We start from the raw sequence: 18,579 nt of genomic DNA, 5'->3' as shown, positions 1-18,579 counted from the left end.
TCCGTCAGCCGGCCGCGGAGCGGAGCCGCACGCAGCACTCGCCGGGGGCGGGGTCGAGGACGGCCTCGACGCCGGTGACCTCCAGTCCGTCGAGGTAGCCGGTCAGGAAGGCGTGGTTCATGCCGCACACCAGGGCGGGCGCCTTGGCGGCCAGCGGGTGGAAGGGGCAGTTGCGCAGCCGCACCTCCGCCGGAGCCTCCCGGGTCGGCTCGAAGCCGTACGCCTCCAGCATCCGTTCACACATCGTCAGGCCGCGTTCGGCGCCGAGACGGCCGGGACGGGCGGCGTCGCGGTCCGCCCCGCCGAGCGCGCGACCGCGCCGGCCCGCGACCTGGACGGCGGTGTCGGTGGCGGGCTGTTCGCCGGACTGGGCCAGCACCGCGTCGAGCAGCAGCTCGGCCAGCAGCTCGTGCCGGCGGTCGGGGATGCTCACGGTGATCTGCGCGTCGGTGGGCTCGTAGAGCCGGGGCCGGCGGCCGACCTTGCGGGGCGCGTCGGGGGCGTCGGGCGTGCCGAAGTGGGTGCGCAGCAGGCCGACGCCGACGAGCTTGTCGAGGTGGAAGGCCGCGAGCTTGCGCGAGATGCCGACGCTGGCCGCCGCCTCGTCGCGGGTCACCGGCCGACCCGCCCGCCGGACGAACGCGAACATCCGCCGCCGGGACTCCTCGCCGAGGGCGCTGACGGAGTCGATCCCGTCCGTCGGCGTCACGGTCGTCGCACTCTCATCGCTGGCCACGCGCCCACGATAACTCCTACCGGCGCGGGCCGACCTGTCCGTGCGGCGCTCTGGCCTGTGCTCTTGACGGCCGCGGGGAATAAAGACAACACTTGTTGGTGAAATAGCCGGGAAGGGGTCGGGTCATGCGCAGTGAGCGGCAGGTGCGGGGGCAGCAGCGAGTGAGCGCGGTGGTGGACATGTACGACTTCCAGGTGGCGGCGGCCGAACCGGTGCCGGCGCCCATGCCGATGCCGGGGCCGATGTCAGGGCCGGCCGGGGCGGCGTTGCGGGTCGTCCCGGACGCCGACGGCATCGACCTCGCGGCGGCCGAGAGCGCCGCCGCCGGGTTCCTGAAGGCCCTGGGCATCTCCACCGCCCGGGAGGGCATGCGCGGCACTCCCGGACGGATGGCGCGCGCCTACGCCGAACTGTTCAGCCCCCGCCCGTTCGACCTGACGACCTTCCCCAACGAGGAGGGCTACGACGAGCTGGTCCTCGCCCGGTCGATCCCGCTGCGGTCCGTCTGCGAGCACCACCTGCTGCCCTTCGTCGGCACCGCCCACGTCGGCTACCTGCCCGGCGGCAGGATCCTCGGCCTGTCCAAACTCGCCCGGGTCGTCGAGTACTTCGCGTGCCGCCCGCAGGTGCAGGAACGCCTGACCAAGCAGATCGCCGACTGGCTGCAGCAGCAGCTCGACCCCAAGGGAGTCGGCGTCGTCGTCGAAGCCGAGCACACCTGCATGACCCTGCGCGGCGTGCAGGCCACCGGTTCCAGCACCGTCACCTCGACCCTGCTCGGCACCCTGCGCGAGGACGCCCGTTCGCGCGCCGAGTTCCTCGCCCTGACCGGCCTCACCGGCATCCCCGGCTGAGCGCCGGCCGGCGGGGTCACGCGGCGCGGCGCTCCTTCGTCCGGTGCTTCGACGAGTCCTCCGCCGCGTCCTTCGCCGCACCCCCGGACAGGCCGGACCGGACCAGGGCGGCGGCCAGCCGGGCCTCGTCCCCGGGCGGCACCAGAGCGCCCAGCCCGCGCGGCGTGTGCGGCAGGCCCAGGCCCCTCGCCGCCCGGCAGGCCCGGTCGTCGAAGAACGGGCGCAGCTGGGGCCAGACCGCCTGGACCTCCCGGCAGAAGATGTCCGCCCCGACCGCGCCGATCCGCGGGACCTCCCGGAGCAGCCCGCGCAGCGCGTCGACGTCGCCGCCGGCCTCCTCGCGCATCCCGCGCAGATCGCCGCGCCAGCGGCCGAGCACCAGCCCCGCGCCGTCGCCGAGGGCCGTCGCGGTGCTCTCGTCGTAGCGGACGTAGTGCGCCCGGCCCAGGGCGTCCACCCGCTCCTGCCAGGACGAGTCCGCCATCGCCCGGGGCGTGCGCAGCCCCGCCGCGAACAGTTCGCGGGCCGCGTCGGTGGCGACACCGGCCCTGATCCGGACCGAGCACAGGACCGTGAGCACCAGCAGTCGGTACAGCGGCGCCGGCTTGTCGCGCAGCGTGATGCCGGCCTCCTCGGCGTACGTGCGGCCGTGCTCGGCCAGCAGTCGCGCGGTGACCGTGTCGACGCCCATCGCCCTCACCTCGCCCTCCGTCGCCGTGCCGGGCGGCCCTTCCGTGCCGCCCGTACTCCTGCGACTGCCCCGGATCCGCGGCGTCACGCCGGTCGTGGACCCGGGGCCGCGCCGGTCAGTCGCCGACGGCCACGTCCACGTCGGCCTCCCAGCGGAGCAGGTCGCCGGGCTGGCACTCGAGGACCTCGCAGAGCGCGGCGAGGGTCGCGAAGCGCACCGCCTTGGCGCGGCCGTTCTTGAGGACGGCCAGGTTGGCGGGCGTGATCCCCACGCGCTCCGCGAGCTCGCCGACGGACATCTTCCGCCGGGCCAGCATCACGTCGATGTCGACGGCGATCGGCATCAGATCACCTCGTCCAGCTCGGCCTGCATCCGCGTCGCCTCGACGTCGCGGGCGACGGCCTGGGCGAGCAGCATCCGCAGCACCAGCACGATCAGCGCGACCCCGAGGACCGCCACACCGATCCCGGCCATGATGACGGTCACGCCCGGGTCCTCGCGCTGGCCCGGCGCGTTGACGGCCGTCACCGCGAACCACGTCAGGGCGGCCGCCACGATCGAGCCGATCACGCCGTCCACGTACCGGAACGCGGCATGGGAGAACACCGTCCCCCGCCGCACCATCCCCACCAGCCGCCAGACGCAGACCAGGGCGACCTCGGCCGACAGCAGGCCCACGATCGTGATCACCCGGAACGCGGTCAGCGGCACCGACCCGTCCTCCGGATCGCTTCCGCTGATCAGCATCCACGCCATCAACACCTGCACCAGCACGGTGCCGGTGAACACCACCGCGAGCACGGCGCGCAGCGCACCCACTGTCAGTCTTCCCACAGCTCATCCTTCCATCGACTTACGATGGAAAGCTATCGAAAAACGATAGATCCCACAAGGTGTCTCTCCTCCGACCTGGCCGACGTCGGCGACGAGGACGCTGCTGGGGTCGACTGTCTCCACCGTCCGCCTTCGCGCCAAGGTCACCCGAGCCGCCGGCTCCTGTGCCGCCGAGCTCGCGACGGCTTCAAGCCCGTCGAGTCCGCCCAGGCCCGCCGGCGGGCCGCCAACGGTGCCCACCTCGTCCCGCTCGTCCGTGCGGAGCCCGATCCGAGCGCGGCCGACTCGTCGAACGCCCTGAGATCATGGCGGCATGATGGCGAGCCCCGACTCCGACCGGCCGGCGGTCGACGCGGAACTTCTGATCGATCACCTACGGGCCGTGGACGAGACCCGGGCGACCGCAGCCGTGCGCTGCACGCGCGGGCCGGTCCGCCTCGGCGCACGCTTCCACCACATCCGTGACACCACGGCGTCGATCGACCTGGAGCTGACCCGGATCCTCTTCTACGGGCACCCGGTCGACGAACTCGACCCCGTCTGCACGGCTCTCGTCACCCTCCGCGGCGCAGGAACCGCCCTGCTCGCCCCAGGCGACAACACCAACGGCCGGCACGCCATCCAGGGCACCAACCCGCCCTCATGACCACGCTCACTCGATCCCCAGGTAGTGACAATTACTCGACGCGCTACGGCAAGCGCCTACGTCTTTCGCGGCACCACGTGTCCCCTGGAAGGAAGTGGGGAAGGTCGTCCATCGCTTCGGAAGGAGCGAATACAGGCCGCGTGAGCAGGTGGTCACCTGCCATGTAGGTGAGCTCTGCATCGGGCCCGAGGATCTCGGCCGGTCGACCATCCACTGAGCGTTTTCAGCGCGGGCACCGATCGGGTGACGGCTGGGTGACGTCAGCGGGCAGCGAAACGAGCGAGGCTCTCCGGCGGTTGAGTGAGATGTCTGACGTCTCAACTCGGTGGCCGGAGAGCCTCGTTGGTTGTCTATCCTGCATCACTTGACCTGCCGCACGCGCTGGTGGAGTGGGTCACCATGCTGATTGTCACCCGTGAGGGTGACCGGCGCTGCAAGCTCCGGCCGTCGCAACGCGCGATCGTCGCGCTGGTGTACCTGCGCAAGCACGACACGCTCGCGCAGATCGCGGCCGGGTTCGGGATCAGCGTGGGTACGGCCCACGCCTACGTTCGTGCGGTGACCGGGCATCTCGCCCGCAAGGCGCCGGGGCTGACCCGGGCCCTTCGCGAGACGGACGGGGCATACGTACTGGTCGACGGCACCCTGGCCGAGTGCGACCGGGTCGGCGACGGCCGTGCCGATTACAGCGGCAAGCACCGCCGCCACGGCGTGAACCTGCAGGTCATCACCAATCCCGTTGGCAAGCTCGCGTGGATCTCACGACCGCTGCCGGGCCGAATCCACGACCTGACCGCGGCCCGGCACCACCGGATCGTCGAGACCTGCGCCCGGCTGCGGATCCCGGCGCTCGCGGATCTGGCCTATACCGGAGCCGGCCCAGGCGTCGCCGTTCCGGTTCGCCGCCGGCCCAAACGCGAGCTGACCGCGAAGGAGAGGTCCCTGAACAAGGCCCATGCCAGGCTCCGCTGTCCGGTCGAGCGCGGCGTCGCCACCCTCAAGCATTGGCGCATCTTCCGACACGCCCGCTGCAGCCCCAACTGGCTCACGTCAGCCGCCAGGGCGGTCCTCACCCTGGAGAGGCAACGCTGAAAATGCTCACTTCTCCAGGTCGGAAGGTACTCGGCCGACCAACGCCACGCCGTCCGCGGGACCATGAAGCCTGCGGCAGGCCTTGCAGAGCAAGATCTGCCGGACACGGCCCGGACCGACCTGTGCGATCGGAGGCTCAAGGAACGTCAACAGAACACCGGTTCGGGGAACGCGGGCCCCTGAAAACGTCGTTGATCCCCGCGGAGAGGAGCACAGTGAAAACGCGACAGAAGGACCGCGACGTCCCCGGACCGCAGGCACCCTGGAACGAGATCAAGCCACTGCTGTGGATGGGCGGACACTTCTGGACCGATCAGGCCGGTGAGTTGCAGCCTGCCGTCGCGGGCAGAGAGTTCGACTTGGTCATCAGCCTGTTCACCCGCGCCGGCCACGGTCCGCACCCCGGTGTGGAACATCTGATCACCGAGATCCCCGACGGCCCCCTCACGGCGGAGCAGATCCACTCGGTCCAGCAGCTTGCCCTCACTGCCGCGTACGCCGTGCGAAGCGGCCACACCGTCCTGGTCCGCTGCCACTCCGGCTACAACCGCTCCGGCCTCGTCGTGGCGCAAGCCCTGATCGAGCTGGGCCAGGACACTGCCACGGCGATCGACCTCATCCGGCAGAGACGATCCCCCTGGGCCCTCAACAACCAGACCTTCGAGCAGTACCTCACCGCCGGTCTCGACGTCGCGTATCTCCTGACCGGGCTCGACGCCCTCACCTGATCTCGCCCGCCCAGAAGTTGGAGATCAAGCTCAGGCGTTGACCGCGCCGGTGGCGAGGAGGCCCATCAGGAGGAGGCCGATGACGATGCGGTAGACGACGAAGGCGTTGAAGGAGTGCTTGGCGACGTACTTGAGCAGCCAGGCGATCGAGGCGTAGGCGACGCCGAAGGAGACGGCGGTGCCGACGACGACGGGGAGGGGGTCGACGCCGCTGCCGAGGGCGTCCTTGAGTTCGTAGAGGCCGGCGCCGGTGAGGGCGGGGATGCCGAGGAAGAAGGAGAGGCGGGTGGCGGCGACCCGGTCGAGGTCGAGGATCAGGGCGGTGGACATGGTGGCGCCGGAGCGGGAGAAGCCGGGGAAGAGCAGGGCGAGGATCTGGGCCGCCCCGACGATCATGGTGTCGCGCAGGTCGGTGTCGTCCTCGCCGCGCTTGTGGCGGCCGACGTGGTCGGCGACCCACATGAGTCCGCTGCCGGCGATCAGCGAACCGGCCACCACCCACAGGGAGGCGAGCGGCCCGTCGATCAGCGGCTTGGCGGCGAGGCCCACGACGACGATCGGGGCGGTCGCGTAGATGACCCACCAGGCGAACTTGTAGTCGTGGTGGTACCGCTCCTCGCGGTCGACCAGGCCCCGGCCCCACGCGGAGACGATCCGGACGATGTCCTTGAAGAAGTAGACCAGGACGGCGGCGATCGCTCCGACCTGGATCACCGCCGTGAAGCCGACGACGGCCTTGTCGTCGACCGGGATCCCCATCAGCCCCTCGGTGATCTTCAGGTGGCCGGTCGAGGAGATCGGGAGGAACTCGGTCACCCCCTCGACCACTCCGAGCACGGCGGCCTGCATCACGCTGATGGCACTCACGGCGGACTTCCTCGCTTCACGGCGGTTCCGGTACCGGACCAGCTTGCCGTACGGCGGGGGTCCGCGAGCGCAGTCGGTGGCGGGTCGTCAATTTCCAGGTCAGCCCTTGAGCCGGTGTTCACCCGGCCGTTCCCGGAGCCGTACACGCTGCTGCCCGCACGGACTTCGTGCGGCGCACCCCCCCGGAAGACAGCGCATGGACAGACGCATCCGCGCGGCCGCCTGCCTCGCCCTCGCCATGGGCGTGGTGCCGGCCAACGGCCGCGACGGCGGAGCAGGGCGGCGGCCCGACCCGCGGCGCCCGGGGCGCCGAGCACGGGCGGCCCGGCGTCAGCCGTACAGTGCGGCCATCGCCCGGGACGCGGCCGCGAGGCGCTCGCGCAGGTCGGGCGGGGCGAGGACCTCGACCTGCGGGCCCAGCATCAGGAGTTGGCCTTCCGCGTGCGTCGCGCTCTCGATCGGGATCGAGGCGCGGCGCCAGCCGCCCGGGTGCTCGGGCGTCCCCGCGTCGACGGCCTCGACGACGGCGGGCGCCGCGGTCTCCCGCAGCCGTTCGACGCCGGCGGGGGAGATGCGGATCTCGGCGCGCCCCTGCCAGAGCCGCTCCTGGAGGCGCTCGGCGCGCTCCTGCCAGTGCGCGGCCAGGTCGAAGCCCGGCGGAACCTCGAACTCCTCGTCGAGTGGCCGGAGTTCGAGGATCTGGCTGATCCGGTAGACCCGCGGCGCGTCGCCGCCCGCGTGGGCCACCACGTACCACTGGCCCGCCTTGAGCACGATGCCGTACGGTTCGAGCCGCCGCTCCACGAGCTCGGGGGCGTACCAGCGCCGGTAGCGGACCCGGACCGCCCGCCGCTGCCACACCGCCGCCGCGACCGCGGGCAGGTGCGGGACGTCGTCGGCGTTCCGGTACCAGCCGGGCGCGTCGAGGTGGAAGCGTTCGCGGACGCGCCGGGCCCGGCGGCGCAGGCCCTCCGGCAGGGCGGCCTCCAGCTTGAGCTCGGCGGCGGTCAGCACCGGGCCGAGCCCCAGCTCGGCCGCCGGCCCGGGCAGCCCGGCGAGGAACAGCGCCTCCGCCTCGCCCGCGGTCAGCCCGGTCAGGCGGGTGCGGTAGCCGTCGAGGAGCGCGTATCCGCCGTCGTGGCCGGGCTCGCCGTACACCGGGACGCCGGACGCGGCGAGCGCCTCGACGTCCCGGTAGACCGTCCGGACGGAGACCTCCAGCTCCGCCGCGAGCTCGGCGGCGGTCATCCGGCCGCGGTTCTGCAGCAGCAGGAGGAGGGAGAGGAGTCGGTCGGCGCGCATGGCGCGGAAATCTAGCCGCATCCACTGACAGTCGGTGTCAGTGGACCGGCCCTAGCGTCCCGGCCATGGACAACAGCACCGGCTTCGGCTTCTTCACCGGCACCTACGACGTGGTCAACCGTTGGCGCAAGGACTTCCTCGACCCGGCCGAGGGCGACGGGCGCTGGGAGGAGTTCCCCGGCGTGACCCGGGCCTCCGCGCACTTCGACGGCCGCGCCAGCTTCGACGAGATCGAGTTCCCGACCAAGGGCTTCGCGGGCCTGACCCTGCGCCTGTACGACCCCGCGGCCGACGCGTGGTCCCTGTACTGGGCCAGCGGACGCACCGGCACCCTCTTCCCGCCCGTCACCGGAGGCTTCCGGCCGGACGGCACGGGCCTCTTCCTCGGCGACGACGAGTACCGGGGCCGCGCCGTGCGGGCCCGCTTCCTCTGGTCGGGGATCACCGCGACCACCGCCCACTGGGAGCAGGCGTTCTCCGTCGACGGGGGACGGAGCTGGATCACCAACTGGGAGATGGACTTCACCCGCCGCACCGGCTGACCGGGCGGGCGGCCGCGTCCCCCCGGCCGGCCGCCTCCTCCCGGTCGCCGCGCAGGGCGCGGACGAGCCAGGAGTGCACCGGGACGAGGCCGGGCACCTCCTGCCAGCCGTTGACGATCCAGACCAGCCGCCAGTACCGGTCCACCGCGGGGTCGTGCGCCTCCTCGAAACGGCGGGCCAACCAGTCCCGGAACTCCGGGCCGGGGCTGCGCCCGAACGCCTCGGCGAAGCGCCGGACCAGGTCGTCGACCACGGCCGCGGCCCGCTCGCCCCCCGGGGCGATCCCGCACTCCGCGGCCTCGGTCACCCGCCGGTGGGTCCAGGCCGTCAGCTCCTCGCCGGCCTCGACCTCGACGGCGGCCGGCCGGCCGGAAGCCGGGCGCCCGGCCGCCGGGCCGGGGGAGCTCCGCCGCATCCGTGCCCGGAAGTCCTCGTCCCCGACCAGCTCGGCGAGCTCCACCCAGGCGGCGACCTGCTCGTCGGACGGGTCGTCGGGCAGGTCGGGGACGGCGGCGCGCAGCATCGCGCCCGCGCCCGCGTTCGGGTCGGGGCCAGCGTCCGCGTCCGGTCCGGAGCCGGCGTCCGGGTCGGGGAAGGTGTCGGTCAGGAAGTCGTCGATCAGGCGCCGACGCTGCTCGGCGGTGAGCCGGGTGAGCCGGGTGAGGTGGGTTAGCCGGTGCACGTGGGTGGTCTCCTCGGGGTCGGAACCGCGCCGGGCCACCGAGCGCAGCACGTTCCGGCGCAGCCGCAGCTCCCGGATCCGCAGGTCCAGGGCGTCGGCGTGCGCGGCGGCGACCTCCGCGACCGTGAGCTCGCGGTCCAGCACCCGCCGGATCGCGGGAAGGTCGATGCCGAGCTCGCGCAGGGTGCGCAGGAGCTCCAGGCGGAGCAGTGCGTCGAGGTCGTAGAGCCGGTAGCCGGCGGCGGTTCGAGTGGTCGGTGCGACCACCCCCTCGTCGGAGTAGAACCGGATCGTCCTGACGGACAGTCCGGTCCGGCGGGAGAGCTCACCGATCGGGAAGAGGGGCGTCGCGTCCATGCCCCCACTGTGCAGTCTCCAGTCGGTGGAGACTCAACCCGGTTCCGTCACCCCGATGGACCAACCCGGCTGGGCGTTGCGGCCCGGACCCCGTGACACTGACCGCAGGCAGTGATCAACTCGGGCGCAGCGCCCGGGCTCGGGAGGGTGATCGACCATGGCAACCGGCGCCGACCCATCGGCCGCGCCCCCGCGCGCGGCCACCGGTGTGCTCGCGGCGACGTGCGTGTCCGCGTTCGTCGTCAACGCCAACACCTCCGCCGTCAGCATCCTGCTGCCGGCGATCAGCGACGACACCGGCGCCTCGCTGGCCACCCTGCAGTGGGCGGTGACCGGCTACTCGCTGGTCGGCGCGGCCGTCATCGTCACCTCCGGCGCGCTCGGCGACATCTTCGGCCGGCGCCGGATCTTCATCGGCGGCCTGCTGCTCTTCGTCGCGTCCTGCGTCCTGATCGCGCTGGCCAACGGCGCCGGACTGGTGATCGCCGGCCGTGCCATCCAGGGCGCGGCCGGCTCGACGATCCTGGCGTGCGGGCTCAGCCTGCTCTCCGCGGGGATCTCCGGCGAGACGCAGATGCGCTCGGTGTCGCTGTGGGGCGCGGCCTCGGCCGCCGGCGCCGCGGCCGGCCCGCTGCTCGGCGGCCTGCTCGTCGACATCACCGGCTGGCAGGGCCTGTTCTGGATCGACGCGGGCATCGCCGCGGCCTGCGTGCCGCTGACCCTGCGCGCGGTCCGCGAATCCCTGGACCCCTCGCGCCCGCGCTCCGTCGACATCGCGGGCACGCTGCTGGTGGCCGGCATCCTCGTCCCGTTCGTCTTCGCGGTGACCGAGGGCGCCGACTGGGGCTGGCTGAGCGCCAAGACGCTGGTGTGCTTCGTCGCCTCGGCCGCGGCGGTGATCGGCTTCGTCGTGGTCGAGAAGCGGGTCCGCGCCCCGCTGATCGACCTGGCGCTGCTGCGCAACAAGATCCTGGTCGGCTCCAGCGTCGCGATCCTCGTGGTGGCCGGCTGCATCAACGCGGTGATGTACATCTGCAGCCTGTACTTCCAGAACCCCGACGGTCTCGGCATGACCCCGCTGCAGGCGGGGTTCGCCACCCTGCCCGCGGCGGCCGGCATCATCGCGACCGCGCCGCTGATCACACCGCTGGTCGACAAGGTCGGTGCGCGCAAGGTGATCGCCGGCGGGTTCGGGGTCGCGACCGTCGCGTTCGCCGTGCTCGGCTTCGTCCACTCGTCCTGGGCGTACGGGGCGTTCGTGGTGCCGATGGTCGTCCTCGCGGTCGGGCTCGGGCTGGCGAACGGCCCCTCCTCCTCGGTCGCCACCGCCTGCGTCACCGAGGACCAGGTCGGCGCCGCCTCCGGCATCTCCAACATGGGCCGCTACGTGGGCGCCGCCGTCCTCACCGCCGTCACCGCGGCGCTCTTCAACTCGGTCGCCGTCCGCCAGCAGGCCACCGGCGCGGCGAACGCGGACGCCCTCGCGAGCGGGTTCTCCCGGTCGGCGATCGGCCTGGCGCTGTTCTGCGCCTTCGGCATCGCGCTGGCGCTGCTGGTCGGGCGGATCCGCCCCGCGGGCCTTCCGTCCGTCGCCCACTACGCCGGGGCCGGCTCGCACACCGTCCCCACCACGCCGGGCACCGGGACGGCGGGGACCCCGGGGGCAGCGGGAACGGCGGGCGGCGCGGAGGCGTAGCGCGCGGCGGGCGGGATCCCGGCACGGCGCGGCGTCACACGATCGGGCGGAGTCGGCGGCCCCCGGGCGGGAACACTGCCCCCGTGACCGACACCGAGCTCTTCCCGGCCGGCACCACCGTGGTGCGCCGCGACATCCACGCCGGCCGGGTGTGGACCGCCATGCCCCAGCGGGTGGTCGCCGACACCGGCACCGTGCTGACCCTCGCCGGCTGGCCGGGCATCGAGAACCTCGCGCCGACGTCCTGGATCACCTCGACGCGGACCGGCGACGACGCCACCCGCAAGAGCGGCCTCGACGAACTCGCCGCCGGCACCTGGACCCTCGGCCGCTACCGGTGGGAGCGCACCGCGCTGCGCTCCCACTGCCTGACCGGCGAGTGGTTCTCCGTGCACTGCTTCCAGGACGCCGTCACCAAGGAGCCGCTGCACTGGTACGTCAACTTCGAGAAGCCCTACCGGCGCCGCCCCGGCCTCGGCATCGACACCCTCGACCTGTGCCTGGACCTGGTCGTCGCCCCGGACCTGTCGGCCCACCGGTGGAAGGACGAGGACGAGTACGTCCAGGTGCGCCGGCTGGGGCTGGTCGACGACCCGACGCACCGCGAGGTCGAGCGGGGCCGCGAGCGGGCGACCGCGATGATCGCGGAGCGGACCGGCCCGTTCGCCGGAGGCTGGTCCCGCTGGGAACCCGACCCGCACTGGCCCCTGCCGACCCTGCCCGCCGGCGCCGACCGCGCATAGCCGCACCGGCCGGCGCCGGTGGCGGTCGGCGGTCGGCGGCCGCGCGCAGGGTGTCGCAGGGGGCCGGGCGGGGTGGTCAGTGGTCGGCGATGCCGAGGGGGTCCTCGACCCGGGCGAGGAGTTCCGGGCCGTTGTTGCCGACCCTGTTGACGGTGGTGGAGACCGCCCGGACCGCCATGTCGCCGTCGGCGGGGAGGTGCAGCAGGTGGTGGAGGTCCGAGCGGTCGGAGACGGTCGGGTCGAGCCACAGGGCGAGGTCGTCGGGGGCGATGACGACCGGCATGCGGTCGTGGACGCGGCCGGCGCTGTCGGTGGCGTCACGGGTGAGGATGCACGCCGTGGCCAGCCACGCCGCCGGATCGTCCTCCGGCACCGCCGGGTCCTTCCAGAACTCGTACAGGCCGGCCATCAGCATCGTGGTGCCGGTGCTCAGGTAGTACGGCTGCTTGAACGCCTTCCGGCCGTCCCCGGCGGGGACCGGGCGCCACTCGTAGTAGCCGTCCGCGGGGATCACGCACCGCCGGGCGGCGAACGCCTTGCGGAAGGACGGCTTCTGGTCGACGGTCTCCGAGCGGGCGTTGATCAGCCGGGCCGCGCCGGACGCGTCCTTCGCCCAGGACGGCACCAGGCCCCAGCGCAGCGGCCGGAACCGGTGCTCCAGCTCGCCGGTGGACCGGTCGACCCGCTGCATCAGGGCCGGGACGGGGTTGGTGGGCGCGATGTTCCAGCTCGGCGCGAGGACCTCGGCGGTGTCCCAGCGCAATTCGTTCACGAGGTCCACCAGGTCCGCCGGGCCGACGGTGGAGACGAAGCGTCCGCACATGCCCCCACCCTGTCACGACCGCACGCCGGACGCGCCGTTCCGGCCCGGGTCCGGCCTGTCGGTCCCGTCCCGGGCCCGGTCGGGGTGGGGCCGCCGGCCCGCGGTGGCGGGGGAGGGGAGGGTCGCGTCCTCGATCACGGGCCGCCGCCGATCCGGTGGTGAAAAGCGCCGGGACCGGGCAGACGTCAGGGACGATCGCTGCGTCGAGCGTCAGCGATCCGGCAGAGGGAGGCGGCGATGGCGGCAGTGGAACGCCCGGGCGGTGACCGGCCGTGACCGGCCGGTCGGACACGCCCGGCAGTGCCGGCGCGGAGCCGGAGGCGATGGTGTGGGCCCTGGTGGTGCACGCCTCCGCCGACGAGGACGAGCCGCTCTACGCAGAGGCGATCATCGAGTTCGACACCGCGCGCTACCCGGTCGTCGTGACGGACGCCCTCGACAGCGGACTCGCCCTCGCCGTCGGCGAGCCGCCGCCGACCACGGCGGCCGTGCACGTCGACGGCCACCTGCTGACCAGGATCGACCTCGTCGGCGGCCGCCAGGTCTGGGAACCCGACTCCCCGCTCGAGCTCAGCGAGCAGTGGCTGTCCGCCGCCGAGGCCGACGGCGGCATCGTGCTGACCGTCGTCCCGCCCGGCACCTGGCCGCAGGGCCTGGCCGGGCTGGTGCCGGAGGCGCTGGACGGGATGCTCGAAACCGTCCTGGAGGACGCGCAGGAGCGCGGGCCGGTCCTGCACGGGGCCGTCCGCCTGGTCGAGGCCGGCAGCGAGGCGTTCGAGACGGAGGCGTGAGAGCGGCCACGTTCAGGAAGCGCACCGTCCGCGTTCATCCGGTGGCACCCGATCCGACCCCACGGCGTGGTCGAATGGGCGCGCACCGTAGAGGACGTGGAAGAGAGAGCGATGCCCACCACCATCCGCCGCGCCGTCATCCCCGCCGCCGGCCTCGGCTCCCGCCTGCTGCCGCTCACCAAGGCCACGCCGAAGGAGATGCTGCCGGTCGGCGACCGGCCGGTCATCGAGCACACCGTCCGCGAGCTGATCGACAGCGGCATCACCGACATCACCATCGTCGTCTCCGGCGACAAGTCGGCGATCCAGGAGCACTTCCGGCCCACCCCGGCGCTGGTCGCCCAGCTGCGCGCCGACGGCAAGACCGCGTACGCCGACGCGGTGGAGGAGGTCGGCGAGCTCTCCCGCCGCGGCCACATCACCTACCTCTACCAGCACGGCCCGTACGGCAACGGCACGCCCGTGCTGAACGCGGCGCGCAACTTCGGCGACGAGCCCTTCCTGGTGCTCTGGCCGGACGACGTCTTCGTCGCCGAGGTGCCCCGCGCCCGGCAGCTCGTCGCCGCCTTCGAGAAGACCAACGCCCCGGTCCTCGCGCTGATGCCGATGGACCCCGCCGACTCGCAGCGCTACGGCGTCCCGGTGGTCAAGGAGGACCTCGGCGACGGCTCGCTGCGGATCACCGGACTCGTCGAGAAGCCCAGGCCCGAGGACGCCCCGTCCGGCTACGCCGCGATCGGCGGCTACGTCCTCACCCCCGGTGTCGTCGACGAACTGCGCGAGCAGTACCGCCACTTCGAGGAGAACCCGGTCGGCGAGCTCTACCTCACCGACGCGCTCAACGCGTACGCGGCCCGGCGCGCCGTCTACGGGCAGGTGATCGAGGGCCGCTGGTACGACACCGGCAACCCGCTCGCCTACCTCACCGCGCAGTTCGCCCACGTCCTCGCCGACCCCGCGTACGGACCCGCGCTGCTCGAACTCGCCAAGGAGCACGCCGGGGAGCGGTGAGCCCGGCCCCGCCGCCGGTCGGCCGGGCGGCGGACGGGCAGGGATCTCCCTCCCGCGGATCGGGCGTGGACCGCGGGTTCGGGGGTAGCCGCGCACCCGGAAGAGGATCCCGGCGAGAGGACCGCCCCATGACCACCCCCGGTGACAAGGACGCCCCGCTCGAGGACGAGGAGGCGATCGAGCGCTCGGCAGAGGAACGGAACATCACGTCGCCCACCCCGCGGGACGTCCGCGAGAAGGCCGACGACCGGGCGGACGGGAAGGACCGGCCCGAGCCGCCGGCCGCCGACGTCCGGGCTCCGTGACCGACCGCCCCCCGCACCCGCAGCCCGGCGGTGTCCCGCCCCGTGCCCGCGCACGGGGCGGGACACCGCCGTGTCCCCGCGCGCCCGGCGGCGGTCACCAGGCGTAGTGTGGGAGACCGGTCGGCAGCGCGTGCGAGAAAGGTGCGCCCATGCCCCCAGCGGACCCGTTCCACGGCCCGACCACCGCCGTGCCCTTCGACACCATGCCGATGGCGCGGGCGCTCGCCGACGACGGACTCACCGTCACCGGATGGTCCCGGGCCGCCGCCGAGCTCTTCGGCCGCCCGGCCGCCGACGTCCTCGGGCAGCCGCTCACCGCGCTCCTCGCCGACGGCCACCCGGTGCCCGAGCTCTCCGCCGTGGAGGACGGGGTGGTGCTCAGGGCCGTGCACGGCGACGGACGCGTCCTCACCCTCGGTGTCCACGCCACCGCGCTGGACGGACCCGGCGGCCGGCGGATGTGGTCCCTGGCCGCGATCGACCTCGCCACCGCGCCCTGGTGGCGCTCCAGCCACTCGGCCCTCGAACGCTTCCTGAGCGACTCCCCGTACGGCATCGCCGTGCTCGACACCGAGCTGCGCTACGTCTGGGGCAACCGCACCCTGGAGCGGATCGCGGGCGTGCCGAACGCGGCCCGGGTCGGCCGCCGGATGGCCGAGATCCTGCCCGAGCTCGGGTCGGAGGCCGTGGACGAGGTGATGCGGCACGTCCTGCGGACCGGGCAGCCGGTGCTCGACTTCGAGTACCGCGGCCGGGTGCCCGCCGACCCGGGCCGGGACCGCGTCTTCTCGGCCGGCTACCTGCGCCTGGACGACGACCGCGGCCGCACCCTCGGCCTGTGCTACATGGGCATCGACGTGACCGACCGGGTCCGCACCCGCGAACGCCTGGTGCTCCTCACCGAGTCGGGCGCCAGGATCGGCAGCACCCTCGACTTCACCACCACCGCACGGGAGCTGGCGGACGTCGTGGTGTCGCGGCTGGCCGACTTCGCCGCCGTGGACCTGCTGGAGACCGTCCTCGCCGGCGGTGAACCCGACCCGGGAGCAGCCGTGGGCAGGCTCCGCCGGGTCGCGCACGGCGCGGCGGGCCCCGACGGCATCCGGCCGGTCGCGGCCGTCGGCGGCGAGCCCCGCTACCACCCGGACTCGCCGATGGCCGCCGCCCTTGCCACCGGGTCCGCGGTGCTGGAGAACCACCTGCTGCCCTGGCCGCCGTGGCTCGCCGCCGACCTGAGCCGGCAGCCCGCGGTGACCAGCGGCGCCGCCTCGGCCGTCCTGGCCCTCCCGATCGGCGCCCGCGGCGCGGTCCTCGGCGTCGTCGTCCTGCTGCGCGGCGAACCCTTCGAGCCGGACGACGTGGCCCTCGCGGAGGAGCTGGTGTCCCGGGCCGCGGTCTGCCTGGACAACGCCCGGCGCTTCGCCCGCGAGCACCGCACCGCCCTGGCCCTCCAGCGCAGCCTGCTGCCGCCGGTCCTGCCCAGCGGCCCCACCCTGGAGATCGCCCACCGCTACCTGCCGGCCGCCACCGCAGGCGAGGTCGGCGGCAAGTGGTTCGACGTCATCCCGCTGCCCGGCGCCCGCACCGCGCTGGTGGTCGGCGAGGTGGCCGGCCGCGGCATCGACGCCGCCGCCGCGATGGGACGGCTGCGCACCGCCGTCCACACCCTGGCCGACCAGGACCTGGCGCCCGACGAACTGCTCGCCCACCTGGACGACCTGGTGCTGCGCCTCGGCGAGGAACGGGCCCACCAGCCGCACGGCGGCGCCGCGGCGGCGGCCCAGGGCGCCACCTGCCTCTACCTGGTCCACGACCCGGCGACCGGGCGGTGCACCGCGGCCAGCGCCGGCCACCCGGGGCCGATCCTGGCCCGCCCCGGCGACCAGGCCGTCCGGCTCGGCCTGCCGCCCGGCCCGCCGCTCGGCGAGGGCAGCCTGCCGTTCGAGACCGCGGCCCTGGACCTCCCCGAGGGCACCGTGCTCGCCCTCACCACCCGCGCCGCCCGGCCGGACCAGGGCGGCAGGCCGCTGCCCGACGCGGTGTCCGCGGCCGACCCCCCGGAGCTGGTCTGCGACCGCCTGGTGCGCGCCCTGCCGCCCGTGCCGCAGGAGGACGTCGCCCTGCTGGTGGCCCGCACCGGCCGGATCGCACCCGACCGCATCGCCACCTGGGACCTGGAGAGCGACCCCACCGAGGTGTCCCGGGCCAGGCTCCTCGCGGCGCGCCAGCTCGACGCGTGGCAGCTCCAGGAGCTCGCCTTCACCACCGAACTGGCCGTCAGCGAACTGGTCACCAACGCCCTCCGCTACGGCCGGCCGCCGATCTCGCTGCGGCTGATCCGGCAGGCGTCGCTCATCTGCGAGGTCTCCGACGGGGCCAGCAGCTCCCCGCGGCTGCGCCACGCCCGGACCACCGACGAGGGCGGGCGGGGCCTGTTCATCCTGGCCCAGCTGACCCGCCGGTGGGGCACCCGGTACACCGACACCGGCAAGATCATCTGGTGCGAGCAGCCACTGCCCGAGACCGCGCCGGGCTGACGCCGCTCGCCCCGGGGCCCGCCGTCGCGCCGGGGACGCGAGGGCCACGGGGCCGGTCCGCCCCCGGGCGGGCGACGGCGCCCGCCGCGAGCAGCGTCCCGGCGGCGAGGGTGCCCCACAGGGCGGCCGGGCCGTGCGGGGCCAGGGCGGTGATCACGGCCGGGGAGACGGCGAGGCCGGCACCGGTGGAGAGCTGGAAGCTGGCCAGCGCCCGGCCCGGCGCGTGCGCCGGGGCGAGCTCGGTGACCAGCGCGGTCGCCGTCCCCGCGTACACGATCTCGCCGACCGTGCAGACCACGGACACCGCGGCGACGGCCGGCGCCGCCCAGCCGTGGCCGAGTCCGCCGGCCGCGAGGAAGCCCAGGTAGGAGACCGCGAGGACGAGTCCGCCGAGGGCCAGGGCCGTCCGCCGCGGGAGACGGGCCAGCGCGACGGTGACCGGCACCTGGAGGGTCACCACCAGGACCGTGTTGGCCACGAAGACCGCCGCCGACCACACCGGTGAGGCGTGCAGCTGCGTCACCAGGACCAGCGGCAGCGCGATCTCCGGGACGTTGAGGCAGAACACGTACACCGCGTTGGCCGCCAGCAGCGTCCCCAGCCGGGGCGCCGGACCGCCCGCGGCGGCCCGCCCGGCAGCCGGCGGCGCCTCCACGCGCACCGACCGGGCCAGGGCGGCCGCGACCAGGTACGCCACCCCCGTCGCCGCCGCCAGCAGCCGCAGCGCGCTCGCGCCCCCCGCCAGACAGGCCGTCGCCAGCAGCGCCCCCACGCCCAGGCCCGCGTTGCGCAGCGCCCGGCCCGCCGCCAGCGCGGCATCGCGCTCCCGCCCCTCGCTCACCGTCGCCACCAGCGCCGCGTGCGCGGCCGGCCACGCCTGATTGCCGACCCCGAGGAACAGCGCCGCCACGGCGAACAGCGCCGCGCCGCCCGGCGGCGCGACCAGCAGCAGCACCACACCCGCCACCCGCACCAGCATCGACGCCGCGACCGCCGAACTGCGCGCCCCCCGGTCCAGCCAGGCACCCAGCGCCGGCATGCACGCCAGCCCCGCCACCACCCCGACCGTCATCGCCGTCCCGGTCACCGGCGCCGACAGGCGCAGCACCGCCAGGCCGTACAGCAGCAGGAACGGCCGCAACAGGCCGGTGCCGAGCGCGTCGACCGCGAGGGCGACGGCGTAGCGGGGACCCCCGGAGGAGCGGACGAGAGCGGCGGCCCGGAGCCGGATCGTGGATGACATGCCGTCAACGGTGCGCACGACCGCCCGGCCGGTCCCGTCGGTTGACGGAAACCGTCAACCGACGCGGGCACCGGCCGCCCGACCGGCGAGGATGGGCCC

The 18,579-nt window shown here is 74.2% G+C and carries 20 protein-coding genes; 11 read left to right on the top strand and 9 right to left on the bottom strand.

Annotated features, from left to right (window positions below; translation table 11 throughout):
- Window positions 1-4: 4 nt before the first annotated feature.
- On the bottom strand, window positions 5-736 hold the full coding sequence (locus tag ABEB06_RS01675) for a helix-turn-helix transcriptional regulator (RefSeq protein WP_345694950.1): 732 nt from the start codon (window positions 734-736) through the stop codon (window positions 5-7).
- A gap of 242 nt (window positions 737-978) precedes the next feature.
- Here ABEB06_RS01675 and folE point away from each other — a divergent pair, with 242 nt between their 5' ends.
- Entirely contained in the window at window positions 979-1,590 is a 612-nt protein-coding gene (gene folE / locus ABEB06_RS01670) for a GTP cyclohydrolase I FolE (protein ID WP_345701713.1), read from the top strand.
- Between the two features lie 16 nt (window positions 1,591-1,606).
- On the opposite strand, the gene ABEB06_RS01665 is transcribed toward folE, so the two are convergent.
- The 3 genes from ABEB06_RS01665 to ABEB06_RS01655 all read right to left on the bottom strand — a co-directional run bounded on the left by ABEB06_RS01665 (window position 1,607) and on the right by ABEB06_RS01655 (window position 3,115).
- Window positions 1,607-2,281, bottom strand: a complete 675-nt coding sequence (locus ABEB06_RS01665) for an endonuclease (protein ID WP_345694949.1) — start codon at window positions 2,279-2,281, stop codon at window positions 1,607-1,609.
- A gap of 115 nt (window positions 2,282-2,396) precedes the next feature.
- Entirely contained in the window at window positions 2,397-2,624 is a 228-nt protein-coding gene (locus ABEB06_RS01660) for a helix-turn-helix domain-containing protein (RefSeq protein WP_345694948.1), read from the bottom strand.
- Window positions 2,624-3,115 carry a DUF2975 domain-containing protein gene (locus ABEB06_RS01655; RefSeq protein WP_345694947.1) on the bottom strand — a complete coding sequence of 164 codons (492 nt, stop codon included), beginning with the start codon at window positions 3,113-3,115 and terminating at the stop codon, window positions 2,624-2,626. Before ABEB06_RS01655 ends, ABEB06_RS01660 begins: the two co-directional genes overlap by 1 nt.
- Window positions 3,116-3,428: 313 nt before the next feature.
- On the opposite strand from ABEB06_RS01655, the gene ABEB06_RS01650 reads away from it, so the two are divergent.
- The 3 genes from ABEB06_RS01650 to ABEB06_RS01640 all read left to right on the top strand — a co-directional run bounded on the left by ABEB06_RS01650 (window position 3,429) and on the right by ABEB06_RS01640 (window position 5,581).
- Window positions 3,429-3,761 (top strand): hypothetical protein, encoded by a 333-nt coding sequence (locus tag ABEB06_RS01650; protein ID WP_345694946.1) that lies wholly within the window; start codon window positions 3,429-3,431, stop codon window positions 3,759-3,761.
- 342 nt (window positions 3,762-4,103) lie between these two features.
- A complete protein-coding gene (locus tag ABEB06_RS01645; RefSeq protein WP_345694664.1) occupies window positions 4,104-4,853 on the top strand; it encodes a transposase family protein in 750 nt (249 codons plus the stop codon).
- A 290-nt stretch (window positions 4,854-5,143) separates the two neighbouring features.
- Window positions 5,144-5,581 carry a protein-tyrosine phosphatase family protein gene (locus ABEB06_RS01640; RefSeq protein ID WP_345694945.1) on the top strand — a complete coding sequence of 146 codons (438 nt, stop codon included), beginning with the start codon at window positions 5,144-5,146 and terminating at the stop codon, window positions 5,579-5,581.
- Window positions 5,582-5,611: 30 nt separating this feature from the next.
- Here the strand turns inward: ABEB06_RS01640 and ABEB06_RS01635 are convergent, their stop codons facing one another.
- Both ABEB06_RS01635 and ABEB06_RS01630 read right to left on the bottom strand, forming a co-directional pair.
- The gene (locus ABEB06_RS01635) at window positions 5,612-6,448 is read right to left on the bottom strand and encodes an undecaprenyl-diphosphate phosphatase (RefSeq protein ID WP_345694944.1); all 837 of its coding nucleotides are present in this window, start codon (window positions 6,446-6,448) and stop codon (window positions 5,612-5,614) included.
- Window positions 6,449-6,778: 330 nt separating this feature from the next.
- A complete protein-coding gene (locus ABEB06_RS01630; RefSeq protein WP_345694943.1) occupies window positions 6,779-7,750 on the bottom strand; it encodes a helix-turn-helix transcriptional regulator in 972 nt (323 codons plus the stop codon).
- A 65-nt stretch (window positions 7,751-7,815) separates the two neighbouring features.
- Between ABEB06_RS01630 and ABEB06_RS01625 the strand changes: the two genes are divergently transcribed.
- Window positions 7,816-8,292: a hypothetical protein gene (locus ABEB06_RS01625; RefSeq protein WP_345694942.1), complete on the top strand. Its 477-nt coding sequence runs from the start codon at window positions 7,816-7,818 to the stop codon at window positions 8,290-8,292.
- On the opposite strand, the gene ABEB06_RS01620 is transcribed toward ABEB06_RS01625, so the two are convergent.
- Window positions 8,273-9,331 carry a helix-turn-helix domain-containing protein gene (locus ABEB06_RS01620; protein ID WP_345694941.1) on the bottom strand — a complete coding sequence of 353 codons (1,059 nt, stop codon included), beginning with the start codon at window positions 9,329-9,331 and terminating at the stop codon, window positions 8,273-8,275. The genes ABEB06_RS01625 and ABEB06_RS01620 overlap by 20 nt on opposite strands.
- Window positions 9,332-9,488: 157 nt before the next feature.
- On the opposite strand from ABEB06_RS01620, the gene ABEB06_RS01615 reads away from it, so the two are divergent.
- A complete protein-coding gene (locus ABEB06_RS01615; protein ID WP_345694940.1) occupies window positions 9,489-11,027 on the top strand; it encodes an MFS transporter in 1,539 nt (512 codons plus the stop codon).
- An 83-nt stretch (window positions 11,028-11,110) separates the two neighbouring features.
- Window positions 11,111-11,770: a DUF402 domain-containing protein gene (locus tag ABEB06_RS01610; RefSeq protein WP_345694939.1), complete on the top strand. Its 660-nt coding sequence runs from the start codon at window positions 11,111-11,113 to the stop codon at window positions 11,768-11,770.
- Window positions 11,771-11,846: 76 nt separating this feature from the next.
- On the opposite strand, the gene ABEB06_RS01605 is transcribed toward ABEB06_RS01610, so the two are convergent.
- A complete protein-coding gene (locus ABEB06_RS01605; RefSeq protein ID WP_345694938.1) occupies window positions 11,847-12,593 on the bottom strand; it encodes an SOS response-associated peptidase in 747 nt (248 codons plus the stop codon).
- Window positions 12,594-12,865: 272 nt separating this feature from the next.
- On the opposite strand from ABEB06_RS01605, the gene ABEB06_RS01600 reads away from it, so the two are divergent.
- The 4 genes from ABEB06_RS01600 to ABEB06_RS01585 all read left to right on the top strand — a co-directional run bounded on the left by ABEB06_RS01600 (window position 12,866) and on the right by ABEB06_RS01585 (window position 17,237).
- Window positions 12,866-13,384, top strand: a complete 519-nt coding sequence (locus ABEB06_RS01600; protein ID WP_345694937.1) for a hypothetical protein — start codon at window positions 12,866-12,868, stop codon at window positions 13,382-13,384.
- Between the two features lie 111 nt (window positions 13,385-13,495).
- Window positions 13,496-14,395, top strand: a complete 900-nt coding sequence (locus ABEB06_RS01595) for a UTP--glucose-1-phosphate uridylyltransferase (RefSeq protein WP_345694936.1) — start codon at window positions 13,496-13,498, stop codon at window positions 14,393-14,395.
- Between the two features lie 128 nt (window positions 14,396-14,523).
- On the top strand, window positions 14,524-14,700 hold the full coding sequence (locus tag ABEB06_RS01590; RefSeq protein WP_345694935.1) for a hypothetical protein: 177 nt from the start codon (window positions 14,524-14,526) through the stop codon (window positions 14,698-14,700).
- A 149-nt stretch (window positions 14,701-14,849) separates the two neighbouring features.
- Window positions 14,850-17,237 carry a SpoIIE family protein phosphatase gene (locus ABEB06_RS01585; protein ID WP_345694934.1) on the top strand — a complete coding sequence of 796 codons (2,388 nt, stop codon included), beginning with the start codon at window positions 14,850-14,852 and terminating at the stop codon, window positions 17,235-17,237.
- Here ABEB06_RS01585 and ABEB06_RS01580 read toward each other — a convergent pair.
- Entirely contained in the window at window positions 17,194-18,480 is a 1,287-nt protein-coding gene (locus ABEB06_RS01580; protein ID WP_345694933.1) for an MFS transporter, read from the bottom strand. The genes ABEB06_RS01585 and ABEB06_RS01580 overlap by 44 nt on opposite strands.
- Between the last annotated feature and the right edge of the window lie 99 nt (window positions 18,481-18,579).

Origin of the sequence: Kitasatospora terrestris (assembly GCF_039542905.1) — a bacterium.
GTDB lineage: Bacteria > Actinomycetota > Actinomycetes > Streptomycetales > Streptomycetaceae > Kitasatospora > Kitasatospora terrestris.
Note: the sequence above shows the minus strand (reverse complement) of the source record. Positions and strands in the feature narration are given on the sequence as shown.